Here is a 20,978-nt window from a genome sequence, read left to right on the forward strand (position 1 = left end):
TCTAAAAAACTTTGAAAACCTTGATATATAAAGATTTAATAAAGAAAGTAGTGTAAAAAACTTTACACTAACTAAAATACAAAGGGGGAGTTCATATGAAAGTTTATAAAACCGAGAATCTTAGAAATGTAGGATTAATAGGTCACAGCGGTTCGGGTAAAACTACATTAACAGAGGCCATCCTTTATTATACCAAAACAATAGATAGGTTTGGTAAAGTTGAAGAAGAAAATACTATAAGTGATTTTGATGTGGAAGAGAGGAAAAGAAAAATCTCAATTTCTACAACAGTTGAGCCGATTGAATGGAATGATATTAAAGTTAATTTAATTGATATGCCAGGATATTTTGATTTTATGGGTGAAATGATGGAAGGATTAAAAGCTGTTGATACAGCACTTATTGCAGTGTCAGGAGTTTCAGGTATAAAAGTAGGTACAGATAAAGCATGGAAATATGTAAATGAAAATAATATGCCACGTGCATTCTTTATAAATAAATTAGATAGAGAAAATAGTTCCTTTGAAAGAGTTTTAGAGCAGTTAAAAGAAAGCTACGGAATATCAGTAGTACCTATTCAATATCCAATAGGTAAAGAAAACGATTTCGTAGGAGTGATTAATGTAATTTCAAAACGAGCAAGAATATTTAATGAAAAAACAGGTGAAATGGTAGAAGGAAAAATTCCAGATGAATTACTAGATAAAGTTGAAGAATGTAAAACAATGATTATGGAAGCTGTTGCAGAAACAGATGAAACTTTATTAGATAAATACTTTGAAGAAGGTAAATTATCAGATGAAGAAATATATCATGGATTGATAAGTGGTTCTACTAGTGGAGAAATTGCACCAGTAACATGTGGATCTGCAATAAAAGGTATAGGTATAATGACTCTTTTAGAAGATATAGTAGAATGCTTTCCATCCCCTAAAGATTCTAATGAAATAAAAGCTAAAAATTTATCTAATGGAGATGAAGTAGAAGTTAAATTTGGTGAAGATGCACCTTTTTCAGCGTTTATATTTAAAACTATAGCAGACCCTTTTGTAGGAAAATTGTCTTTATTTAGAGTTATGACAGGTAAAGCAGATTGCGACTCAGTTGTTTATAATGTAAACAAAGATAAACAAGAAAAATTTGGTACTATGTATTTTTTAAGAGGAAAGTCACAAATTAAAACAGATGAAATCTACGCAGGAGATATTGGCGCTGTTGCAAAACTTCAATATACAAGTACAGGAGATACTTTAAACAGTGATAATAGTAAAATTGCATATAATGGGATAGAATTTTCAAAACCTAAGATGTCTTTAGCAGTAATGCCTGTTTCAAAAGGTGATGAAGATAAGATATCAACAGGACTCCATAAGTTATTAGAAGAAGATCCAACTTTCTCAGTAGATAGAGATAGTGAAAATGCCCAGACTATAATTTCAGGATTAGGAGTTACACATCTAGATGTTATTGCATCTAAACTTAAGAGTAAGTTTGGAGCTGAAGTGAGTCTTCAAACACCAAAAATTCCTTATAGAGAAACAATTAAGAAAATAGCTGATGTACAAGGTAAACATAAAAAGCAAAGTGGTGGGCATGGTCAGTATGGTGACGTCAAAATTAAATTTGAACCAAGGATGGATGGAGAAAAGGGATTAGAATTCGTTGATAAAGTTGTTGGTGGAGCAGTTCCTAGACAATATATACCAGCTGTGGAAAAAGGGTTGATTGAATCAATGAAAAAAGGTGTATTAGCAGGATATCCACTTATAGGAATAAGGGCAACTTTATATGATGGATCATATCATCCTGTTGATTCTTCAGAAATGGCCTTTAAAGTAGCTGCTTCAATAGCTTATAAAAAGGGTATTAAGGAAGCACAACCAATATTATTAGAGCCTATTATGCATGTTGAAATTACTATCCCTAGTGAATTTATGGGAGATGTAATGGGAGATATAAATAAAAAAAGAGGCAGAGTACTTGGAATGGAGCAAGATAAAGAAGACGAAAGAATTATTGCTGAGATTCCAATGTCTGAGATGTTTAAATATGCTGCTGATTTAAAATCTATTACTGGAGCAAGAGGGGATTTTAACATGAAATTTGAAAGATATGACGAAGTTCCTCCTACTGAAGCTGATAAAATTATTAGTGAAAAAAATGTTGGATAAGTTTTATATGTTTTCTAAGTTGAGCCTATTATGATTAGTCATAATAGGCTTTTCTAGTGTAAACAAATTTTTTTTTTTACTGTATAATAAAAAATCTTATTCTTAAACAATATGTATATTTTAATTAAAAATAGTAGAAAATAATTGTAAAGGCGCTAAGGGGAGATGAATATGTACGATTATCATCTAGATATTAATGGTGAAATTAATTTGAGTGATTATAGTTCATTAGATGATTATCTAGCACTTGTTGGAGATGACGATAAATTTACAATAACACTTGATAATGAAGGCTTGAATAGTTCTGAGATAATATGCAATTTACTTCAAAATAATAATTTTAAAATAAAGTCGAAAGGAGGAAATAGTTGTGGAGGATATAAAATCTCAGCAACAAAGAAACATCAATAATATTCCTAACTTTTATGAAACAAATGATTTTTTTTCAGGAGGGATAGATTATAAATTAAATAATCTTAGTGATTATACGGGTAATATACCAAATTTACATTCAATTTCTGAATCATTCGATAATAATGAAAAGTTAAAGGAAATTTTCAAAAACAATCATTTTTTAGAATAGAAAATATTTTTATAAAGTATGCTAATCAATAGCATACTTTTTTATATGTTTATACTAAATAATATAACAAATAAATATATTAATATATTTATGATATAATAAATTAAAGAATTTTAACAAAATACAATATAGGCAAGTAATTAAAGAATTAAAAGTTATGTATTTTCTTAGGGAGGATTTTTATGAATAGAGATAATGTAATTGGAATTGATTTAGGTGGAACAAAAATTAGTGGAGTGATTTCTGATCTTCAAGGAAATGTATATTCAAAATATACTATACCTACTAATGCGGAACAAGGAGAAAAGGTAGTTTTAGAAAGAATAGAAAGTGTAATAGATAGACTAATAGTAGAAAGCGAAATAAATATTAAAAATATAAAAGCTATAGGAATTGGATCACCGGGTCCATTAGATCCCCAAAAAGGCATAATACTAACAACTCCTAATCTTCCATTTAGAAATTTTAAGATTGTTGAGCCTATTGAAGAAAAATACGGTGTAAAGACATTTTTAGACAATGATGCTAATGTGGCTACTATAGGTGAGTTTATGTTTGGTGCTGGAGTAAGCACAGAAAATATGTTATACGTAACTGTTAGCACTGGCATAGGTGGAGGAGCAATAATAAATGGCAAGATTTATAGAGGAAATACATATAATGCTTTTGAAGTAGGGCATATGACTATTGAAAAAGATGGACCAAGATGTAATTGTGGAAATATAGGGTGTGCTGAAGTTTTATCTTCAGGTACAGCAATTGCTAGGATTGCTAACGAGACAATCAGCGGTCCTATTATTCAATCTACACTAAAAAAATATGATAAAGTAACAGCAAAAGAAGTTTTTGATGAAGCATTTAATGGTGATAAAGTTGCTAAAGAAATAATAGATACAAGTTTAAATTATCTTGGTATATTCATTTCTAATCTAATAGTTACTATGGACCCAGAAATGATTGTAATTGGTGGTGGAGTAGCTCAAGCAGGAGATATAGTTTTTGATAAAGTAAAAGAGGTTGTAGATAAAAGAGTATTCAAAAATATGGCTGAAAATTGCAAGATAGTACCAGCTAAGTTAGGAGTAGATGCAGGGGTAATAGGGGCAGCTGCACTTGCAATTATGGAATGTAAATAAATTATGAAAATTAATTGGTATAAACTACGCTAAGTACAAAAGGACTTTCAATTGGAAGTTCTTTTTTTATGTATTTCCTTAGTATGTATGCACACTATTATAGTGAATTAAATATGATTAATAAATTCTTAATGCAAACTGAAATCAAGAACCGTCTTGTATTTATATAAACATAATAGTATACTTAACCAAATGCTATTGACATAAATCAGAGTGAAATGATATTATATATATAATTAAATAGTTTAGCGAGGTAAAGCGTTAAATTAATAAAGCGAGGGGCGGTTATTTGAAAACACTTAATAGATATATACCAGAAGGAATGAGAGATTTATTATTTGAAGAATGTTCAAAAAAACTACAAATAGAGAGAGAACTTAGAAGTTTTTACCAAAAGAACGGTTTTTCAGAAATAATATCTCCAACTATAGAATTTTATGATGTTTTTAATTTAGGAAATGAAACTATTGAACAACAGAAAATGTATAAAATGTTTGACAATCAAGGTAGAATTCTAGCACTAAGAGCAGATGTAACTACTCCAATTGCGAGAATAGCATCAACTAAAATAAATAAATCTAGTTATCCTATTAAATTTTGTTATAGTGAAAATGTCTATAGAATCAATGAGAATTTTCATGGTAAAAATAGTGAAATAACTCAATCAGGTGTTGAAATAATAGGTGCAAAAAATATAAAAAGTGATGCAGAAATAATTATGACAGCGATTAATGCACTTAAAAAAATTGGTATAAAGGATTTCAAAATTGAAATAGGACAGGCAAACTTTTTTAAAGCCTTAGTAGAGGACGTAAATATAGATGAAGAAGAAATAGAAATTCTAAGAGATTATATAGAAAATAAGAATTTTTCAGCAGTAAATGACTTTGTTGATAAAAATATAGACGAAAAACAAAATGAAAAATTAAAAGTCTTAAAAGAGCTTCCAAAATTATTTGGAGGGATTGAAGTATTAGATAAAGCTAAAAGTATAACAAAAAATAAAAAGGCACTCAACGCTCTTTCAAATATATATAAAGTTTATGAAGTAATAGATGAAGTTGGATTAGCACAATATATCACTATTGATTTAGGTTTAGTTCAGCATATTAACTATTATACTGGAATTATATTTAAGGGTTACGCGGATAATGTTGGTGATTATATATTAAGTGGTGGAAGGTATGACAATTTATTAGGATATTTTGGAGAGGAGCTGCCAGCAACTGGTTTCGCTATTAATGTTGATAATGTAATGTTAGCTTTGGAAGATTTTAAACCTGAAAAATTAGATAGAGTAGTTATTTTTTCTTCATTAAAATATAATAAATTAGTATATAACGCTGCTGAAAAGATTAGAGATAAGGGATATATCTGTGAATTAAGTTTGCAAGATAACATTGATGAAGCATATGACTATTGCAATAGTAATGATGCTTATAGTTTGATATCATTAATAGATGAAAAAAAGATAAAGGTGTACAATTTTAATGACAAAGTAGAAGAGGAATATATATTAGAACAATATATTAATAATCTTTAATTGGGGTGAATTTATTGAAAAAAGTAAAAATTGCTTTGACAAAAGGTAGATTAGAGAAGCATGCAATGAAACTATTTGAAGAAATAGGTGCTGATGTTAGTGAGCTTAAAGATAAGGGAAGAAAGCTAGTTTTTAAAGGGCAAAATGAAGAATTTAATTTAGAATTTTTCTTAGTAAAAGCGCCTGATGTGACTACATATGTAGAATATGGAGCAGCAGATATTGGTATAGTAGGTAAAGATACAATAATGGAAAAAGGAAGAAGTTGTTACGAAGTTTTAGATTTAGGAGTTGGAAAGTGTAATTTTTCTGTTGCGTCTTTGCCGGGTTTTGATATTGATGATGGATACCAGAGAAAAATTATTGGAACAAAATATCCTAATGTTGCTAGAGAATATTTTAGTAAAAATGGTAAAGATGTTGAAATAATTAAGATAGAGGGTTCTGTTGAGCTTGCTCCTATATTAGGATTAGCAGATGCAATAGTAGATATTGTTGAAACAGGAAGTACATTAAAAGAAAATGGATTAGTAGTAATAGAAAACATTTGTGATATTAGTGCAAGAATGATTGTAAATAAGGCAAGTATGAAGACAAAAAGAGAAGAAATTTTGAAAGTTATAAATTCAGTAAAAGAAGTTATTGAAAAATAAATGTAGATTAATAAATCTGAGGTGATTAAAATGATGCAAGTTGAAAAACTTACCAGAGAAAATATTGATAAGTATATTGAAAAAATAAAAAATAGGTCAGGTGAAGTACAAAAGAGTGTAATTGAAGCTGTAGATAGTATTCTTTTGGATATAAAGAATTATGGGGATGAAGCTGTAATTAAGTATACTCGTAAGTTTGATTCCAAAATAATAAATAAAGATAGTCTTAAAGTAACAAAAGAGGAAATTGAAGAAGCATACGAATTATGTGAAGATGATTTTATCGATGCTTTAAATGTTGCAAAGGAGAATATTAAATTTTTCCATGAAAAGCAAAAAAGAAATTCCTGGATGGTAAATAAAGAAAATGGGGTTATTCTTGGGCAAAAAATAATTCCTTTAGATAAAGTTGGCATATATGTTCCGGGTGGAACTGCTTCATATCCATCTTCTGTTTTAATGAATGCTATGCCAGCTAAAATAGCTGGGGTTAATAAGATTATAATGGTAACCCCTCCATCAAGTAATGGTAAAATTAATTACAATATATTAGTGGCTGCGGATATAGCAGGGGTAGATGAAATTTATAAAGTTGGCGGAGCGCAAGGAGTTGGAGCTCTTGCTTATGGAACTGAAACAATCCCAAAAGTTGATAAAATAGTTGGCCCGGGAAATATCTATGTAGCAATGGCTAAACGGAGTGTATATGGATATGTGGATATTGATATGATTGCAGGACCATCTGAAATTTTAATAATTGCTGATGAAACTGGAGATCCAGCATATATAGCTGCAGATTTAATGTCGCAAGCAGAGCATGATGAGCTAGCATCTTCAATTTTAGTAACAACTTCAATAGAATTAGCAGGTAAAGTTAAAGAAGAATTAGAAATACAGGTTAAAACTTTAAGCAGAGAAAATATTATTAGAAAATCATTGAAAGATTATGGAGCAATTTTGACAGTAGATAGTATTGAAGATGCAGTAAAAGTTTCTAATGAAATAGCTCCAGAGCATCTAGAAGTTATGATTAAGGAACCTTTTAATATACTAGGGGATATAACTAATGCAGGTTCGATTTTCTTAGGCAAATATGCTCCAGAACCATTAGGAGATTATGCAGCAGGACCAAATCATGTTCTTCCAACTAGTGGTACGGCAAAATTCTTCTCAGCACTTTCTGTTGATGATTATGTAAAGAAATCAAGTTATACATACTATACAGAGAAAGCTTTAGGGGATATTAAAGATACAGTAATTAAAATTGCTGAAACAGAAGGGTTAACTGCTCATGCTAATTCAATCAAAGTAAGGTTTAAAGAAAAATAAATGCATAATGCATAATTTACAATGCACAATTAAGGTAGATTTTCTTCCCTTTGGTCATAGAATATTTAATTAATAAAGATATAATAAAAGACCAATTAATTGAGCGTTAGGCATTACTATAGAGGGGTGAGATTTTGAATAGAAAAGCAGAAGTTATTAGAAAAACTGGGGAGACTAATATTGAAATTGATATAGATTTAGATGGAGAAGGAAAATCAACAATTGACACTGGAATTGGTTTTTTAGATCATATGTTGACTTTGTTTTCTAAGCATGGATTATTTAATCTTAATGTAAAAGCTGAGGGAGATTTGTTCGTTGATGGTCATCATACAGTGGAAGACGTTGGAATTGTGTTAGGACAGTGTGTACAAAAGGCTTTAGGGGATAAAAAGAGTATTACTAGATATGGCACGGCTTTTGTTCCAATGGATGAGGCACTTGCAACAGTATCTTTAGATATTAGCGGGAGACCATTTTTAGTCTATGAATGTGAAACTACTTGTGATAAATTAGGAGACTTTGATTTGGAACTTGTTGAAGAATTTTTAAGAGCTTTTGCTTTTAATGCAGGAATAACTCTGCATGCTAGGGTTTTATATGGTAAAAATAATCACCATAAAATTGAAGCTCTATTTAAAGCGTTAGGTAGAGCCCTAAGAGAAGCGGTAGAATTAGACATCAGGATAAAAGGGGTAATGTCTACTAAGGGAATTCTTTAGTTCAATTCGCAATAGACAATGAATGAGGACCTTCTTCCCTTTGGTAGGAAAATTTTCAATTAAATTTGAAATTCTTCGAGGAACGAGAAGAATTATCCTTAATTGTGCATTGATAATTGTGCATTAAATATTTACTTAGCAGCTAGTGTTATGAATAATTATTATTTTAGATTACGGGTATAAATTATCAATAAAAAGGAGGTCTATCCATGATAGCTATTGTTGACTATGATATGGGAAATTTGATGAGTGTACAAAAGGCACTTGATTATTTAGGATACCAATCTATAATTACAAATAATAAAGATGAGATACTAAATAGTGATGGAATTATTCTGCCAGGAGTAGGTGCATTCCCGGATGCTATAGAGAACATTACCAGTAGAGGAATAGATATTATTTTGAAAGAAGCAGTAAAAGAAGGCAAACCATTATTAGGTATATGCCTTGGAATGCAATTATTATTTGAAAAAGGGTACGAATTTAAAGAATGTGATGGATTAGGTTTTCTGCCAGGTAAAATAGTCAAGTTAGATGTAGATTATAAAATTCCACATATGGGATGGAATAGTTTAAATATAGTAAAAGAATGTCCTCTTTTAAAGGGAATAGATGAAGAGAGTTATGTGTATTTTGTGCATTCATACTATGCAGATATTGAAGATGAGAAAGTTTTAAATGCTTATGCAGACTATGGAGTTAAGGTTCCTGGAGTTGTTAGTAAAGGCAATGTCTTTGGACTTCAGTTTCATCCAGAAAAAAGTGGAGATATAGGCCTTAAAATGCTAAAAAATTTCGGGGAGTTGATTAAATGATAGTTCTACCAGCTATTGACTTAAAAAATGGTAAACCAGTTAGATTATATAAAGGAGATTTCGCTACATCTCAAATTGTAGCCGATAGTGCTATTGAGACAGCAATTAAATTTAAAGAAGATGGAGCAGAATATCTTCATGTAGTAGATTTAGATGGAGCTCTTGAAGGAAATTTAAAGAATATTGATGTTGTTTCTGAAATTATCAAAAGTATAGATATGCCAATAGAACTTGGTGGAGGAATACGAGATTTAAAAAAGATAGACTTGTTAGTTAATAAGGGAATAAGTAGAGTTATACTTGGAACAGCTGCTTTGAAAAATCCTGATTTAGTTAAAGAAAGTGTTAAAGAGTTTGGAGACAAAATTGCAGTAGGCATAGATGCAAAGGATGGATTTGTTGCTACAGCAGGATGGATTGATGTTAGTAAAATAAATTATATAGAATTTGCAAAACGAGTAGAAGATTTTGGAGTGAAAACTATAATATACACTGACATTAGTAAGGATGGTACATTAGAAGGGCAAGATTTAGTTGGCTTGGAGAAGTTAAAAAATAGTGTAGTCTGTAATATAATTGCTTCAGGTGGAGTAAAGGATATTGAAGATATTAGAAAAGTAAAAGAAATGAATTTATATGGTGTAATAGCTGGTAAATCTATTTATAGTAAAACATTAGATTTAAAGGAAGCTATTAAATTGAGCAGAGAATAAGGAGGGTCTTTAATGTTAACAAAGAGAATAATACCTTGTCTTGATGTGGATAATGGTAGAGTTGTAAAGGGAGTAAACTTTGTGAATTTAAAGGATGTTGGAGATCCTGTTGCTATAGCAGAGTTCTACAATGAAGAAGGAGCTGATGAATTAGTTTTTTTAGATATAACAGCAACGCATCAGGGTAGAGAAACAATGATTGATGTTGTTAGAAGAACAGCAGAAAAAGTATTTATTCCTTTAACTGTTGGAGGAGGAATAAGAACTACGGATGATTTTAAAGATATATTGAGAGCAGGGGCAGATAAGATAGCTGTAAATTCTGCAGCGATTAGAGACCCAGAGTTAATAAGTAGAGCAGCTGACAAGTTTGGTAATCAGTGCGTAGTTGTAGCTATAGATGGTAAAAGAAGAGAAGATAATACAGGGTGGAATGTATTTATTAATGGTGGAAGAATTGATACAGGATTTGATGCTATAGAATGGGCATCAAGGGTTGAGAAATTAGGAGCTGGTGAAATTCTACTTACTAGTATGGATGCAGATGGAACAAAAGAGGGGTATGATAAAGAATTTACTGAAACTGTGTGTAAAAATGTTAATATACCTGTAATTGCTTCTGGTGGTTGTGGAAAACTTGAACATTTTTATGATGTATTTAATGAAACTAGCGCTGATGCAGCTCTTGCAGCTTCACTTTTTCACTTCAGAGAGCTTACTGTGAAAGAAGTAAAAGAATTTTTAGATGACAAGAAAATTGAAGTAAGAATGAAGAGAGATTAAGTATTTAAAATTAGAATAAAGAGAAGAAAAAGAGTGGCATACAAAATTACATAGTATACCAATTATTTTTGGAGATGATAAATATGAATAAGAATGATTTTTTAGAGAGTATAGATTTTGAAAAAGGGGATGGATTAGTTCCTACTATTATCCAGGATTATGAGTCAAATGAAATTTTAATGATGGCTTATATGAATAGGGAATCTTTACAAAAAACAATTGAAGCAGGTAAAACTTGGTTTTGGAGTAGGTCTAGAAATGGATTTTGGAATAAAGGAGAAACTTCAGGACATTTTCAAACAGTAAAGGAAATGTTTTTAGATTGTGATGGAGATACATTACTTATAAAAGTAGATCAGGTTGGTGCGGCTTGTCACACTGGTAGTAGAAGTTGCTTTTTTAGAAAATTAGACAAATAAATTATTAAATATATAAGGGGAAAATTATGAAAGAAAATAATGTATTAAATGATTTGTACGAAACAATTTTAGAAAGAAAAGAAGATTTACAAGAGGGATCTTATACTAGTTACTTATTTGAAAAAGGATTAGATAAGATACTTAAAAAAGTGGGAGAAGAAAGTACGGAAATGATTATTGCTTCTAAAAACTCTAATTCAGAAGAAATAGTAAATGAAACCTGCGACCTTATTTATCATATGTTGGTTTTATTGGCTGAAAAAGGAATAAAGCTAGAACAAGTAAATGAAGAATTACTTAGACGAAGAAAAAAGATAAATAACAAAAAAGAAGAAAGAAAAAAGATTGTCGAATATTAAAGTTTATTTAGATAAAAATTAAAAGGCTGTTTTCTATATTATAGTTTTAAAATATAATTGTGAGGCAGCCTTTTGTGTTTCTATTCCATTGTTGAGAGACATTCATTAATTATTGATTGAGGAATTTTGTATTTCTTATTTTTTTTTCCGTGCTTTATTATAATTAATTTATTTTCTTCTTTAGGTTTCTTTGCTTCTGATGATTTTTTATTATCCATGATAAACCTCCTTGAAATTTATAATTGCAAAAAAATTGAAATAAGTATTATGATTATACCATTTATTGGGATATAATACAATATTTTTTCGAGCTTAGAAACAATTTATATAAACTGGCCAATATTAATTATTAAATAAGGAAAAAATTAATAAATTAATTTTAATTGGCAATAATAATACTAAAATATAATGGAGGTATTATTATGTCCCATAAAAATAATAAAAATTCAAAAGACAATAAAAAAGTTAATCCTAAAACCAAAAAAGAATTAAATAAAATGAAACTAGAAACATCGAATGGAGTGGGATATTCTAGTGAATCACGAAAACTAGGGAAACAAAATCCAAGAGAGAATAAACAAAGAAGTAAAATGCAATAAAAAATCAATTTATTAATATATTAATGTATAAAAAAATTAGAGCCATTGCTTATTGCATGCAAAAGGGGTAAGGCATATGCTCTAATTTTTTTATGGTAATTTTATTAAAAGTGTAAAGTTAAGATGAAAAAGAGTTACATATTTCTATATAATAAATTTTTAGTAACATTATAATGGCATTTTACCCACTCGTCAGTGGGGTCTAATGATAGGGCTTTTTTCGCGTATGAGAAAGATTTTTCGATATTACCTAACTGAGTGAATAATAATGATAAACCAATGTATGCATCAGGTCTATTTTTATTGATAAATATAGCTTGTTCATAACAGTATTGAGCATCAGTATATTTATTTTGCATATATAAAATTTCACCTTTATCAAAATATGAATCATAATGATTTGGATTGATTTTTAAACATTTGTTATACGCTTCAAGGGCATTATTATACCGTTTTATATTATATAATATTCGTCCTTTTTTATATGGAATCAAATAATTAGTCTTATCTAAATTAAAAGCTTTATCACAATATTCAATGGCAGTGTTATATTCTGCTAGTAGATTATAACATTCTGCTAAATCGATTAGTATTCTATAACATTCATTAATAAGCAAACATTCCTTTAGTGATTTTACTGCATCTTCTATTTTCATCAAACCCATAAATGCTTCACCTTTAGCTAAATGAGCTTCATAAAAATTTGGAGAAATTCTTAGAGACATATTAAAACAACTAAAAGCATTTTCAATTTGATTTTTATTATAAAAAAATTTTCCTTTATTAACATAATACTTAGCATTTTTTAGAATTTCATCATTATTCAAAGAAAAATCGTTGCAAATCAATATAATCACTCCTTATATAGAGTTTCCAAATCAATTAAGTTTTAAATTGTAAACTCCTTATTGAAATTATAGACTTATTATTTTTTTTTATTCATTATAAATCTGAAGAATTTATATTATTGAGAAATTTTGTATAGTATAATATTATATAAGTAATGAAATTGGAGGTAGATTATGTACGGATTAGTGTTAGAAGGCGGAGGTGCAAAAGGTTCATATCATGTAGGGGCATATAAAGCTATTATGGAAAAAGAGATTAAAATAGGAGCAGTTACAGGTACTTCAATAGGTGCGTTAAATGGAGCAATGATTGCGCAAAATCAATTTGATAAGCTTTATGATATGTGGTTTAATATTGCTAACTCTCAAATTTTCGATGTGGATGATGAAATATTAGATGAGTTAAAAAAATACCAGATAAATCAATCTAATTTAGGGTATTTGTTTAAGAAGTCAAAAGATATTCTTTTAAATAGAGGAGTAGATACAAAAGCAATAAGAAAAATAATACAAGAAAAAGTCGACGAAGAAAAATTAAGAAACTCTGATATTATGTTTGGATTAGTAACAGTTTCTTTAAGTGATATGAAGCCTTTGGAGTTATTTATTGATGAAATTCCAGAAGGTAAGGTTAATGATTTTTTGATGGCAAGTGCTAATTTTCCTGCCTTTAAATTGGAGAAGATGGATGGAAAAGTATATGTAGATGGTGGTGTATATGATAATTTACCTATAAATCTTATGCTAAGAAAAGGGTTTAAAAAAATAATAGCAGTTAGGACTAATGGAATTGGATTCGAACAAAAGTTAAATGAAACAGATGCTGAAATTATTTATATAAAACCAAATGAGAATTTAGGTAATACTTTGGATTTTGATAAAACTGTTGCTAGAAGGAACATAAAATTAGGTTATTATGATACTATTAAAGTTTTGGATAATTTAAAGGGTACAAGTTATTATATTGATAATAAAGAGAATGAGTGCTATTTTAATAATTTGTTTTTGCAACTAGATAAGGAGAAAACATATAAGATTGGAAAAGTATTTGGATTGGAAGGAATTCCTCATAAAAGAATGATTTTTGAATTTATAATTCCACGAATTACTGAAATGTTTAATATAGCTAAGGATAAAGATTATGAGGATATTGGTATAGAGTTATGCGAATATTTAGCAGATCAATACGAGATGGAAAGATTTAAAATTTATAAGTTGGAAGATTTTATTGAGGAAATATTAAAGATTTATGGTGAGAAAAAATTTAAATATAAAGATAATATACCATACTTTATTAAAAGTAATTCTCTTTTATCAAGAGCAGTAAAAAACGATTTATTAAGAGAAGTTTTTAGTGTTTTGATGGAAGAGTCTGCTTAAATAAACTAATAAAGAGATGCTAATAGAAAATGGATTTAAAATAGGGATGATTTTAGTAATTAAAATCATCCCTATTTGTAGATATTTATTTTTACAATGATTAAGTATTTCTTGCTAGTCTTCTGAGCCTATTATTGTTACTTCAGCTTCTTCACCGTTTTCAGTTGTTGATGTATCATTTTCTGTGTTTGAAGAATTATTTTCATCATTAGTTGTACTATCTTGTGAAGTATTTTCAGTTGAAACAGATGTATTGTTAGCAGAATTTTCAGCATTAGTTTCTTCATCATTATCCATTTCATCATCATCTTTTTCAGTAGTGGCTTTTTCAGTAACAGTTTTTTCAGTAGATGAATTTTCTGTTTTTACGGTTGTTTTAGTTTCTAATGCATTTACTTCAGAAAAATATCTTGAGATATAATTTTTATAGTCTGTATAGCTAACATTGCTTGAATCATAAGGGATATCTTCAAAAATAAAGTCATTAAGTAGTTGTGCATTTTGATCTATATCCATTACTAGGAGCCAGCCTTTATTAGGGTGAATTAATCCTGTACTAAGTTCATTTACAGGAATTTGTAGTTGCTGTACATCATAATTATTTATACTAAAAACAGTATAGGCAAGATTAAATGCTTGTGTTAGCTCTATATTAGTTTTAAGATATGGTAAAAGTTGTGCAGCTATAAAGGTATATTTATATTTTGGAACATCTTGAATTTTTTCCATAAGAAGTGATATGACTTCCCTCTGCCTTTCAGTTCTAGCATAATCGTTACCTTTAATATTACGCATTCTTGAATATCCTAGAACTTGGTCTCCATCTAAGTGTTGAAGTCCAGCTTCAGTTACATATTTAGAATCTTCATCCCCTAATTCTTTGATACATAAATTCATCTCATCAATCATATAGTCTTCTACAGTTAAATCTAGTCCGCCGACAATATCTACAAGTTCTTTAAAACCATTAAAATCTATAATAGCATATTTATCTAAGTCAACATCAAAGTTTGATTCTATTGTGTTCATAAGAAGAGATGTACCACCGTAAGCGTAGGCAGAATTAATTTTTTGTTCGTCTTTCTGATATAAAGTAACGTATGAGTCTCTCATAATAGAAGTCAGTTTTAAATCATTATGTATAGTATCTATTGTGAGAATAATAATAGAGTCAGACCTAGATGTTTCATCAGGATTTCGAGCATCTAAACCGAGTAATAATATGTTAGTGATACCTTCAACTTTTGTATACTCTGGTTCTACAGGATCTTCAACATCAGAAACTAAATTCTCACTTTGGGTAGTATTATCTTCAATATCTTCATAACTGGTAGTTTTATATAAGTGAGAAAAGTAGTAGTATATTCCACATATAATAGCAATTAAAATTAATAATATTAGTAAAATAATTGTTTTTAATCTTTTTTTCTTTTTACGTTTTTCTTTGCGGGCTTCTATTCGTTTTTCTATATTGCTCATAAGGCTTGTCCTCCGTCTAATAATAATATCTATAATGAGAGTATAACTGAAATTTAGGATAAAATAGTTTCAAAACATTTAAAATTTGAGAATGTTAAAATAATTGATTGAAAACATTAATTTAATGTTTTCATTTATAATTACGTCCTTATATCATTTTATATTACAATTAAGAATATTTCTATAGTTTTTTTATTTATTTGTGATTTGCAAAACATTTTATTTAATTATAATATTAAAGAGGTTTATTTTTTAAAAGGTTAAATTGTTACATTATATAAATGGAGGAAAAAATATGTATTTTGACGATGAAATTGAAACTATGAGGAATGATATTATTGACAAAACAATCCAGTTAGTAAAAATAAAGAGTATAAAGGGAAAAGAAACTGCAGAGGCGCCTTTTGGAGTAGGCCCTTATAATGCTTTGAATTGGACCTTAGATTTGTGTGAAAATTTAGGATTTAAAATAGTTAATTTAAATAATTATTTAGGATATGCTGAAATTGGTGATGGAGATGATTATATAGGTGTATTAGGACATTTAGATGTTGTACCAGAAGGAAGTGGGTGGACACATATGCCCTATGAAGGTCAAATCAGTGATGGTAAAATATATGGTAGAGGAACTATGGATGATAAAGGGCCAATAATTGCGGCAATTTATGGACTAAAGGCTATAAAAGATTCATCATTAAAGCTTAATAAAAAAATAAGAATTATTTTTGGAACAAATGAAGAAAGTGGTTGTGGTGAAGTAGAATATTATCTAAAAAAAGAAAAGCCACCAGTTGCTGGTTTTACACCAGATGCAGAATTTCCGGTTATAAATGGAGAAAAGGGGATTACCTTTTTTCAGTTAAAGAAAGACTTTGAAGAAGATAACAATAATATTATTAATTATATAAAAGGTGGCAATGCATCTAACATGGTACCAGATTATTGTCAGGTTTCTATTTCAGTTGAAAATCTAGATGAAATGAAAATATTTGTAGATACATACAGTGAGTTAACAGGTTTTAATATTGATTCTGAAACTAAAGGAAATGAATTGATTATAGAATCTAAAGGTATTTCAGCACATGGAAGTACACCAGAACTTGGTGTGAATGCAATAGTACAAATGTTAGCTCTATTAGGAGAAATGGATTTGCCAAGAAGTTCTGCTTCAAAAATGATAGAATTTTTAAATACACATATTGGATTTGATATAAATGGAGAGGATTTTAATATACCACTTGAAGATGGAATTTCAGGTAAACTTACATTGAATTTAGGTAAAATATATTTTGATAGAAAAGGATGTACAGTATCATTAAATGTTAGATATCCAGTTACTGAATCTTTTGATAATTTGATGAAAGGAATAAATAAGACAATTAATGGAACGGGGATTGAAATTAATGATATGATACATCAGGAACCATTATTCTTTGAGGAAGACCATAAATTAGTTAAGACATTGATGAAGGTTTATAAAGAGTATACTGGTAAAGAGGAGAAAGCTATTGCTATAGGTGGAGGAACATATGCTAAGGAGATGCCTAATATAGTTGCATATGGACCATTATTTCCGGGAGATGAGGATGTTGTTCATCAAGCAGATGAATATATAGAAATAGAAAAACTGATTTTGATATCAAAAATGTATGCTTCAGCTATGTATGAATTAGCTAAATAATTGGAGGAATAAATGATAGAAGCAAAGAGAATAAAAATGTATAGAAATTTACCAAAAGCAATATATATATTATTTGGAGCACGAATTATTAATAGTTTAGGGGCTTTTGTATATCCATTTCTTACATTTTTTCTTACTGAGAAAATGGGCTATTCAAGAGAAGTTGTAGGTGTTTTTATGATGGTATCAGCAATAGTAAGAATACCAGGAGCAATGATAGGTGGTAAAACATGTGATCATTTTGGTAGAAAAAAGGTATTGATATCTTTTCAAACCATGGCAGCTCTTTCGTTAATACCTTGCGGACTTCTAGGAAATTCAATTTTAATACCATATTTAATTATGATCTCCAACTTTTGTAACTCTGCAGCAAGGCCAATTAATACATCAATTGCAGCAGATTTAACTAATCCGGAAAATAGGCAAGAAGGGTTTTCATTATTGTACCTTGGCGGAAATATAGGAGTGGCTGTAGGACCTTTGATAGCAGGATTTTTATTTGATAATTATATAAAGTGGATATTTTTAGGGGATGCCATAACAACACTGCTTTCAACTATGGTAGTAGCCTTTTTTGTTAAGGAAACCATGAATAAGAATGAAGAGGAAGATAAGAATGTAAGCGTTAATGAAAAGGCGGAGAATGGTAGTTTGCTTGGAGTTTTACTCAAAAGGCCATATTTAATATTGTTTTCTTTGTCATCAATAATCTTTTCATTTATATATTCGCAACATTCTTTTGTTATACCTATACAGGCAAGAGAGCTATTCAATAATAATGGTACAGAAGTTTTTGGATTTGTTATGACGGCTAATGCTTTAACAGTTGTATTTTTAACATCCGTCGTAATAAAAATAACTAAGAATTTTAGACCTATATTTAATATTTCAATGGCTGGTTTATTTTATGCATTTGGTTTTGGAATGTTATATTTCACAAAATCTTTTACTGTTTTAATGATTTCCACAGTTATTTGGACTATTGGGGAAGTAATTCAAACAACAAATACAGGGGTTTATATAGCAAATAATACACCTATCTCACATAGAGGGAGGATGAATGCATTATTACCAATTATATCAGGAGTAGGCTTCTCAATAGGACCTTGGGTTATGGGAAGATATATAAATGATAAACAAGCCATAGAAGCTTGGCCAGTGATATTTGTATTAGGTATTATAGGTAGTATTACTATGTTAATAATAAATAAAAGGCAAAACATATAATAATGGCATTAGGATGGTATCATGACTAAATTATATAATGATGAAATAGAAATAGATTTATATTAGCAAATAGAAAAATAAGACTATAAAGTTAATAAAACAATATTAAAAAAATGTAAATTATATGATAGAATGTAAATAGAGTTTCTATTGCTAAAATTTATAGTCGGTATCCTATTTAGGAACTGAACTAAATTTATATTAAATTAATAGTAAACTTTAAAAAAGAAATAAGTGACATTTCAGTGTTCGACTTATATCTAACAAGAATAAGAACGGAGGTATGAAATTATGGAAAAAAGAATGAGTTCTAAAACTAGTAGTAAGTTTGGAACAAGGCAAATTGTTGTTATCGGTATGTTATCATCTATATCAATTGTATTAGGGATAACAGGGTTAGGATTTATACCTATTTATCCAGTAAAGGCTACTATTATGCATATTCCTGTTATAATTGGAGCTGTAATTGAAGGACCAGTAGTAGGAGCTATGGTTGGATTGATTTTTGGTATTTTTAGTATTTTTCAAGCTATATCAAATCCAACAATACTATCTTATATATTTATGAATCCTTTGGTATCAGTTTTGCCAAGGGTGCTAATAGGGATAATAGCCTATTATATTTATAAGATAATACCTGTAAAAAATGAAGGTATTAAAGCTGGTATAGCAGGAGCGATTGGAACTTTAGTTAATACTGTAGGAGTATTAACTATGATGTATTTATTATATGGAGCTAGCTATGCTGAAACAATAGGAATAGATACAGCTTTAGCAGGTAAAACAATTATAGGTATTGGTGTTGCTAATGGAATTCCAGAGGTGATTATTGCAACATTGATTACTTCAGCAGTAGTAGTGGCTATTAAAAAGATAAGAAAATAGATTTTATAGAGTAGTAATGACATAAGTTGTTACTACTCTTATTAACATATAATGGCTATATTTTAAAAATAGTTGGTAATTATACTATTATTTATAGAATAAAGTTTTTATTTTAATAATAGTGTGAAGAGTGGAATGTGAAGTGTTATTATTAGATATACAACTTGAACTATAAATTTATGTAACTTAAAAATGTACAAAAGCCCGAGATTTTGAAATTGCATAGATTAAGTTTCAGTAATGTATATCTTATGCTAAGAAAATCGATTATTAAATTTAAAGATTTACGAAGAATCAGCAAATTATATATCATTTCACACAAGTATTATAAAGAAGGGGTGTTTTTTATTATGAAGGAAATAGATATTCGAGAAATAGAGAATTTTAAAATTGGGTCTGCAGAATACGAAGAAGGTATAACTGGTTGTACTGTGATACTTTGTAGTGAAGGAGCTAGTGGTGGAGTAGATGTAAGAGGGGGAGCACCTGGAACGAGAGAGACAGATTTGCTTAACCCTATTAATTTAGTTGATAAGGTACATGGAGTTCTTTTAGCAGGAGGAAGTGCTTTTGGACTAGATGCAGCAGCTGGAGTTATGACATTTTTAGAAGAGAGAAACATAGGCTTTGATGTTGGTGTTACAAAAGTTCCAATCGTATGTGGAGCCGCTTTATTTGATTTAAATATAGGAAATCATAAAATAAGACCAGATAAAAAACTAGGATATGAAGCTTGTGTTAATTCAGATAAAAATAATTTTGAAAATGGGAATTCAGGGGCTGGTAAAGGAACAACTGTTGGAAAGATTTTAGGACCTAAATTTTCTATGAAGGGTGGACTTGGCACTTACGCAATTCAAGTTGGAGATTTAAAAATAGGAGCAATTGTAGCAGTTAATTGTCTCGGTGATGTTTTTGATACAGATGAGGGTAAAGTTATCGCAGGTGTACTAAACGGAGAAAAGAATAAAATTATGAGTACACAGCATATTATGTTAGAAAAATATAATGAGAATAAAAATTTGTTTAATGGTAATACGACTATTGGGGCAATAATTACTAACGCAAAATTATCTAAAGCTGAAGCTAATAAAGTTTCATCTGTTGCGCATAATGGATATGCTAAAGCTATTAATCCAGTTCATACAATGTTTGATGGCGATACTATATTTACAATGGCAAGTGGCATAGTAGACGCCGATGTTAATACAGTTTCAATGTTAAGTGTCGAGGTTATGAAAAAAGCAATTGTAAGAGGAGTTAAAGCGGCTAAAACTGTGGGAGAATGTTTGGCTTATAGAGATCTTTTTTATAGTAATAAATAATAATACACAATGCACAATGCACAATGCACAATGCACAATGCACAATTAAGGAAGAAATTTTTTAGCGGAGCTAAAAAATTTCTTTTATTTTATAAACCAATAAACCAATAAACCAATAAACCAATAAACCAATAAACTAATGATTGTGTTTTAAAATATTGTTGTTAGATGAGCAAATGCAATTGTTTGACCTCATTGCCGAGACTTGAGCATTACAAAATAAGATTACCATAATACATTTAATTTTTTTATAGGTGATTGTAAAATTACAAATATAAAAACTGTGGATAACTTTTGAATTTTCAAAGAAATTGTGAAAAAAAAGAGC

22 protein-coding genes are annotated in these 20,978 nt (G+C 29.2%); 19 read left to right on the forward strand and 3 right to left on the reverse strand.

What is annotated here, in order from left to right:
- The first annotated feature begins 95 nt into the window (after positions 1-95).
- From fusA to hisE, 13 genes are all read left to right on the forward strand, one after another.
- The gene (fusA, locus tag ACVHXK_RS16435; protein ID WP_461207493.1) at positions 96-2,171 is read left to right on the forward strand and encodes an elongation factor G; all 2,076 of its coding nucleotides are present in this window, start codon (positions 96-98) and stop codon (positions 2,169-2,171) included.
- 171 nt (positions 2,172-2,342) lie between these two features.
- Positions 2,343-2,582: a hypothetical protein gene (locus ACVHXK_RS16440; protein WP_461207494.1), complete on the forward strand. Its 240-nt coding sequence runs from the start codon at positions 2,343-2,345 to the stop codon at positions 2,580-2,582.
- Entirely contained in the window at positions 2,542-2,754 is a 213-nt protein-coding gene (locus ACVHXK_RS16445; protein ID WP_461207495.1) for a hypothetical protein, read from the forward strand. Before ACVHXK_RS16440 ends, ACVHXK_RS16445 begins: the two co-directional genes overlap by 41 nt.
- A 182-nt stretch (positions 2,755-2,936) precedes the next feature.
- Positions 2,937-3,890 (forward strand): ROK family protein, encoded by a 954-nt coding sequence (locus tag ACVHXK_RS16450; protein WP_461207496.1) that lies wholly within the window; start codon positions 2,937-2,939, stop codon positions 3,888-3,890.
- Positions 3,891-4,179: 289 nt separating this feature from the next.
- Complete coding sequence (locus ACVHXK_RS16455; RefSeq protein ID WP_461207497.1) at positions 4,180-5,433, forward strand: ATP phosphoribosyltransferase regulatory subunit; 1,254 nt, start codon at positions 4,180-4,182, stop codon at positions 5,431-5,433.
- Positions 5,434-5,447: 14 nt separating this feature from the next.
- The gene (gene hisG, locus ACVHXK_RS16460; RefSeq protein ID WP_461207498.1) at positions 5,448-6,086 is read left to right on the forward strand and encodes an ATP phosphoribosyltransferase; all 639 of its coding nucleotides are present in this window, start codon (positions 5,448-5,450) and stop codon (positions 6,084-6,086) included.
- Between the two features lie 30 nt (positions 6,087-6,116).
- On the forward strand, positions 6,117-7,415 hold the full coding sequence (hisD, locus tag ACVHXK_RS16465; protein WP_461207499.1) for a histidinol dehydrogenase: 1,299 nt from the start codon (positions 6,117-6,119) through the stop codon (positions 7,413-7,415).
- Between the two features lie 134 nt (positions 7,416-7,549).
- A complete protein-coding gene (gene hisB, locus ACVHXK_RS16470) occupies positions 7,550-8,137 on the forward strand; it encodes an imidazoleglycerol-phosphate dehydratase HisB (RefSeq protein ID WP_461207500.1) in 588 nt (195 codons plus the stop codon).
- 209 nt (positions 8,138-8,346) lie between these two features.
- Positions 8,347-8,952 (forward strand): imidazole glycerol phosphate synthase subunit HisH, encoded by a 606-nt coding sequence (gene hisH, locus ACVHXK_RS16475; protein ID WP_461207501.1) that lies wholly within the window; start codon positions 8,347-8,349, stop codon positions 8,950-8,952.
- A complete protein-coding gene (gene hisA / locus ACVHXK_RS16480; RefSeq protein WP_461207502.1) occupies positions 8,949-9,665 on the forward strand; it encodes a 1-(5-phosphoribosyl)-5-[(5-phosphoribosylamino)methylideneamino]imidazole-4-carboxamide isomerase in 717 nt (238 codons plus the stop codon). Before hisH ends, hisA begins: the two co-directional genes overlap by 4 nt.
- Positions 9,666-9,677: 12 nt before the next feature.
- Complete coding sequence (hisF, locus tag ACVHXK_RS16485; RefSeq protein WP_461207503.1) at positions 9,678-10,448, forward strand: imidazole glycerol phosphate synthase subunit HisF; 771 nt, start codon at positions 9,678-9,680, stop codon at positions 10,446-10,448.
- 83 nt (positions 10,449-10,531) lie between these two features.
- Positions 10,532-10,867, forward strand: coding sequence for a phosphoribosyl-AMP cyclohydrolase (gene hisI, locus ACVHXK_RS16490; protein WP_461207504.1), 336 nt, complete (start codon positions 10,532-10,534; stop codon positions 10,865-10,867).
- 26 nt (positions 10,868-10,893) lie between these two features.
- The gene (gene hisE / locus ACVHXK_RS16495) at positions 10,894-11,226 is read left to right on the forward strand and encodes a phosphoribosyl-ATP diphosphatase (RefSeq protein ID WP_461207505.1); all 333 of its coding nucleotides are present in this window, start codon (positions 10,894-10,896) and stop codon (positions 11,224-11,226) included.
- Positions 11,227-11,306: 80 nt separating this feature from the next.
- On the opposite strand, the gene ACVHXK_RS16500 is transcribed toward hisE, so the two are convergent.
- Complete coding sequence (locus tag ACVHXK_RS16500; protein WP_461207506.1) at positions 11,307-11,444, reverse strand: hypothetical protein; 138 nt, start codon at positions 11,442-11,444, stop codon at positions 11,307-11,309.
- 204 nt (positions 11,445-11,648) lie between these two features.
- On the opposite strand from ACVHXK_RS16500, the gene ACVHXK_RS16505 reads away from it, so the two are divergent.
- Positions 11,649-11,825, forward strand: a complete 177-nt coding sequence (locus tag ACVHXK_RS16505; RefSeq protein WP_461207507.1) for a small, acid-soluble spore protein, alpha/beta type — start codon at positions 11,649-11,651, stop codon at positions 11,823-11,825.
- Between the two features lie 134 nt (positions 11,826-11,959).
- On the opposite strand, the gene ACVHXK_RS16510 is transcribed toward ACVHXK_RS16505, so the two are convergent.
- Positions 11,960-12,673, reverse strand: a complete 714-nt coding sequence (locus ACVHXK_RS16510) for a tetratricopeptide repeat protein (RefSeq protein ID WP_461207508.1) — start codon at positions 12,671-12,673, stop codon at positions 11,960-11,962.
- Positions 12,674-12,847: 174 nt separating this feature from the next.
- Between ACVHXK_RS16510 and ACVHXK_RS16515 the strand changes: the two genes are divergently transcribed.
- The gene (locus ACVHXK_RS16515; RefSeq protein WP_461207509.1) at positions 12,848-14,053 is read left to right on the forward strand and encodes a patatin-like phospholipase family protein; all 1,206 of its coding nucleotides are present in this window, start codon (positions 12,848-12,850) and stop codon (positions 14,051-14,053) included.
- A gap of 114 nt (positions 14,054-14,167) precedes the next feature.
- On the opposite strand, the gene ACVHXK_RS16520 is transcribed toward ACVHXK_RS16515, so the two are convergent.
- Entirely contained in the window at positions 14,168-15,532 is a 1,365-nt protein-coding gene (locus ACVHXK_RS16520; protein ID WP_461207510.1) for an LCP family protein, read from the reverse strand.
- A 295-nt stretch (positions 15,533-15,827) separates the two neighbouring features.
- Here ACVHXK_RS16520 and pepV point away from each other — a divergent pair, with 295 nt between their 5' ends.
- The 4 genes from pepV to ACVHXK_RS16540 all read left to right on the forward strand — a co-directional run bounded on the left by pepV (position 15,828) and on the right by ACVHXK_RS16540 (position 20,650).
- Positions 15,828-17,213 (forward strand): dipeptidase PepV, encoded by a 1,386-nt coding sequence (gene pepV / locus ACVHXK_RS16525; protein ID WP_461207511.1) that lies wholly within the window; start codon positions 15,828-15,830, stop codon positions 17,211-17,213.
- A gap of 12 nt (positions 17,214-17,225) precedes the next feature.
- Positions 17,226-18,440, forward strand: coding sequence for an MDR family MFS transporter (locus ACVHXK_RS16530; RefSeq protein ID WP_461207512.1), 1,215 nt, complete (start codon positions 17,226-17,228; stop codon positions 18,438-18,440).
- Positions 18,441-18,731: 291 nt separating this feature from the next.
- On the forward strand, positions 18,732-19,325 hold the full coding sequence (locus tag ACVHXK_RS16535) for an ECF transporter S component (RefSeq protein ID WP_461207513.1): 594 nt from the start codon (positions 18,732-18,734) through the stop codon (positions 19,323-19,325).
- 350 nt (positions 19,326-19,675) lie between these two features.
- Positions 19,676-20,650: a P1 family peptidase gene (locus ACVHXK_RS16540; protein WP_461207514.1), complete on the forward strand. Its 975-nt coding sequence runs from the start codon at positions 19,676-19,678 to the stop codon at positions 20,648-20,650.
- Positions 20,651-20,978: the final 328 nt, after the last annotated feature.

Source organism: Clostridium sp. DL1XJH146 (assembly GCF_054819755.1).

Coding starts and splice junctions, on each gene's coding strand:
- ACVHXK_RS16540 (WP_461207514.1), top strand. CDS start 19,676: ATGAAGGAAATAGATATTCGAGAAATAGAGAATTTTAAAATTGGGTCT.
- pepV (WP_461207511.1), top strand. CDS start 15,828: ATGTATTTTGACGATGAAATTGAAACTATGAGGAATGATATTATTGAC.
- ACVHXK_RS16505 (WP_461207507.1), top strand. CDS start 11,649: ATGTCCCATAAAAATAATAAAAATTCAAAAGACAATAAAAAAGTTAAT.
- hisF (WP_461207503.1), top strand. CDS start 9,678: ATGTTAACAAAGAGAATAATACCTTGTCTTGATGTGGATAATGGTAGA.
- hisH (WP_461207501.1), top strand. CDS start 8,347: ATGATAGCTATTGTTGACTATGATATGGGAAATTTGATGAGTGTACAA.
- hisD (WP_461207499.1), top strand. CDS start 6,117: ATGATGCAAGTTGAAAAACTTACCAGAGAAAATATTGATAAGTATATT.
- ACVHXK_RS16450 (WP_461207496.1), top strand. CDS start 2,937: ATGAATAGAGATAATGTAATTGGAATTGATTTAGGTGGAACAAAAATT.
- ACVHXK_RS16520 (WP_461207510.1), bottom strand. CDS start 15,532: ATGAGCAATATAGAAAAACGAATAGAAGCCCGCAAAGAAAAACGTAAA.
- ACVHXK_RS16530 (WP_461207512.1), top strand. CDS start 17,226: ATGATAGAAGCAAAGAGAATAAAAATGTATAGAAATTTACCAAAAGCA.
- ACVHXK_RS16535 (WP_461207513.1), top strand. CDS start 18,732: ATGGAAAAAAGAATGAGTTCTAAAACTAGTAGTAAGTTTGGAACAAGG.
- ACVHXK_RS16500 (WP_461207506.1), bottom strand. CDS start 11,444: ATGGATAATAAAAAATCATCAGAAGCAAAGAAACCTAAAGAAGAAAAT.
- ACVHXK_RS16515 (WP_461207509.1), top strand. CDS start 12,848: ATGTACGGATTAGTGTTAGAAGGCGGAGGTGCAAAAGGTTCATATCAT.
- hisA (WP_461207502.1), top strand. CDS start 8,949: ATGATAGTTCTACCAGCTATTGACTTAAAAAATGGTAAACCAGTTAGA.
- hisI (WP_461207504.1), top strand. CDS start 10,532: ATGAATAAGAATGATTTTTTAGAGAGTATAGATTTTGAAAAAGGGGAT.
- fusA (WP_461207493.1), top strand. CDS start 96: ATGAAAGTTTATAAAACCGAGAATCTTAGAAATGTAGGATTAATAGGT.
- hisE (WP_461207505.1), top strand. CDS start 10,894: ATGAAAGAAAATAATGTATTAAATGATTTGTACGAAACAATTTTAGAA.
- ACVHXK_RS16440 (WP_461207494.1), top strand. CDS start 2,343: ATGTACGATTATCATCTAGATATTAATGGTGAAATTAATTTGAGTGAT.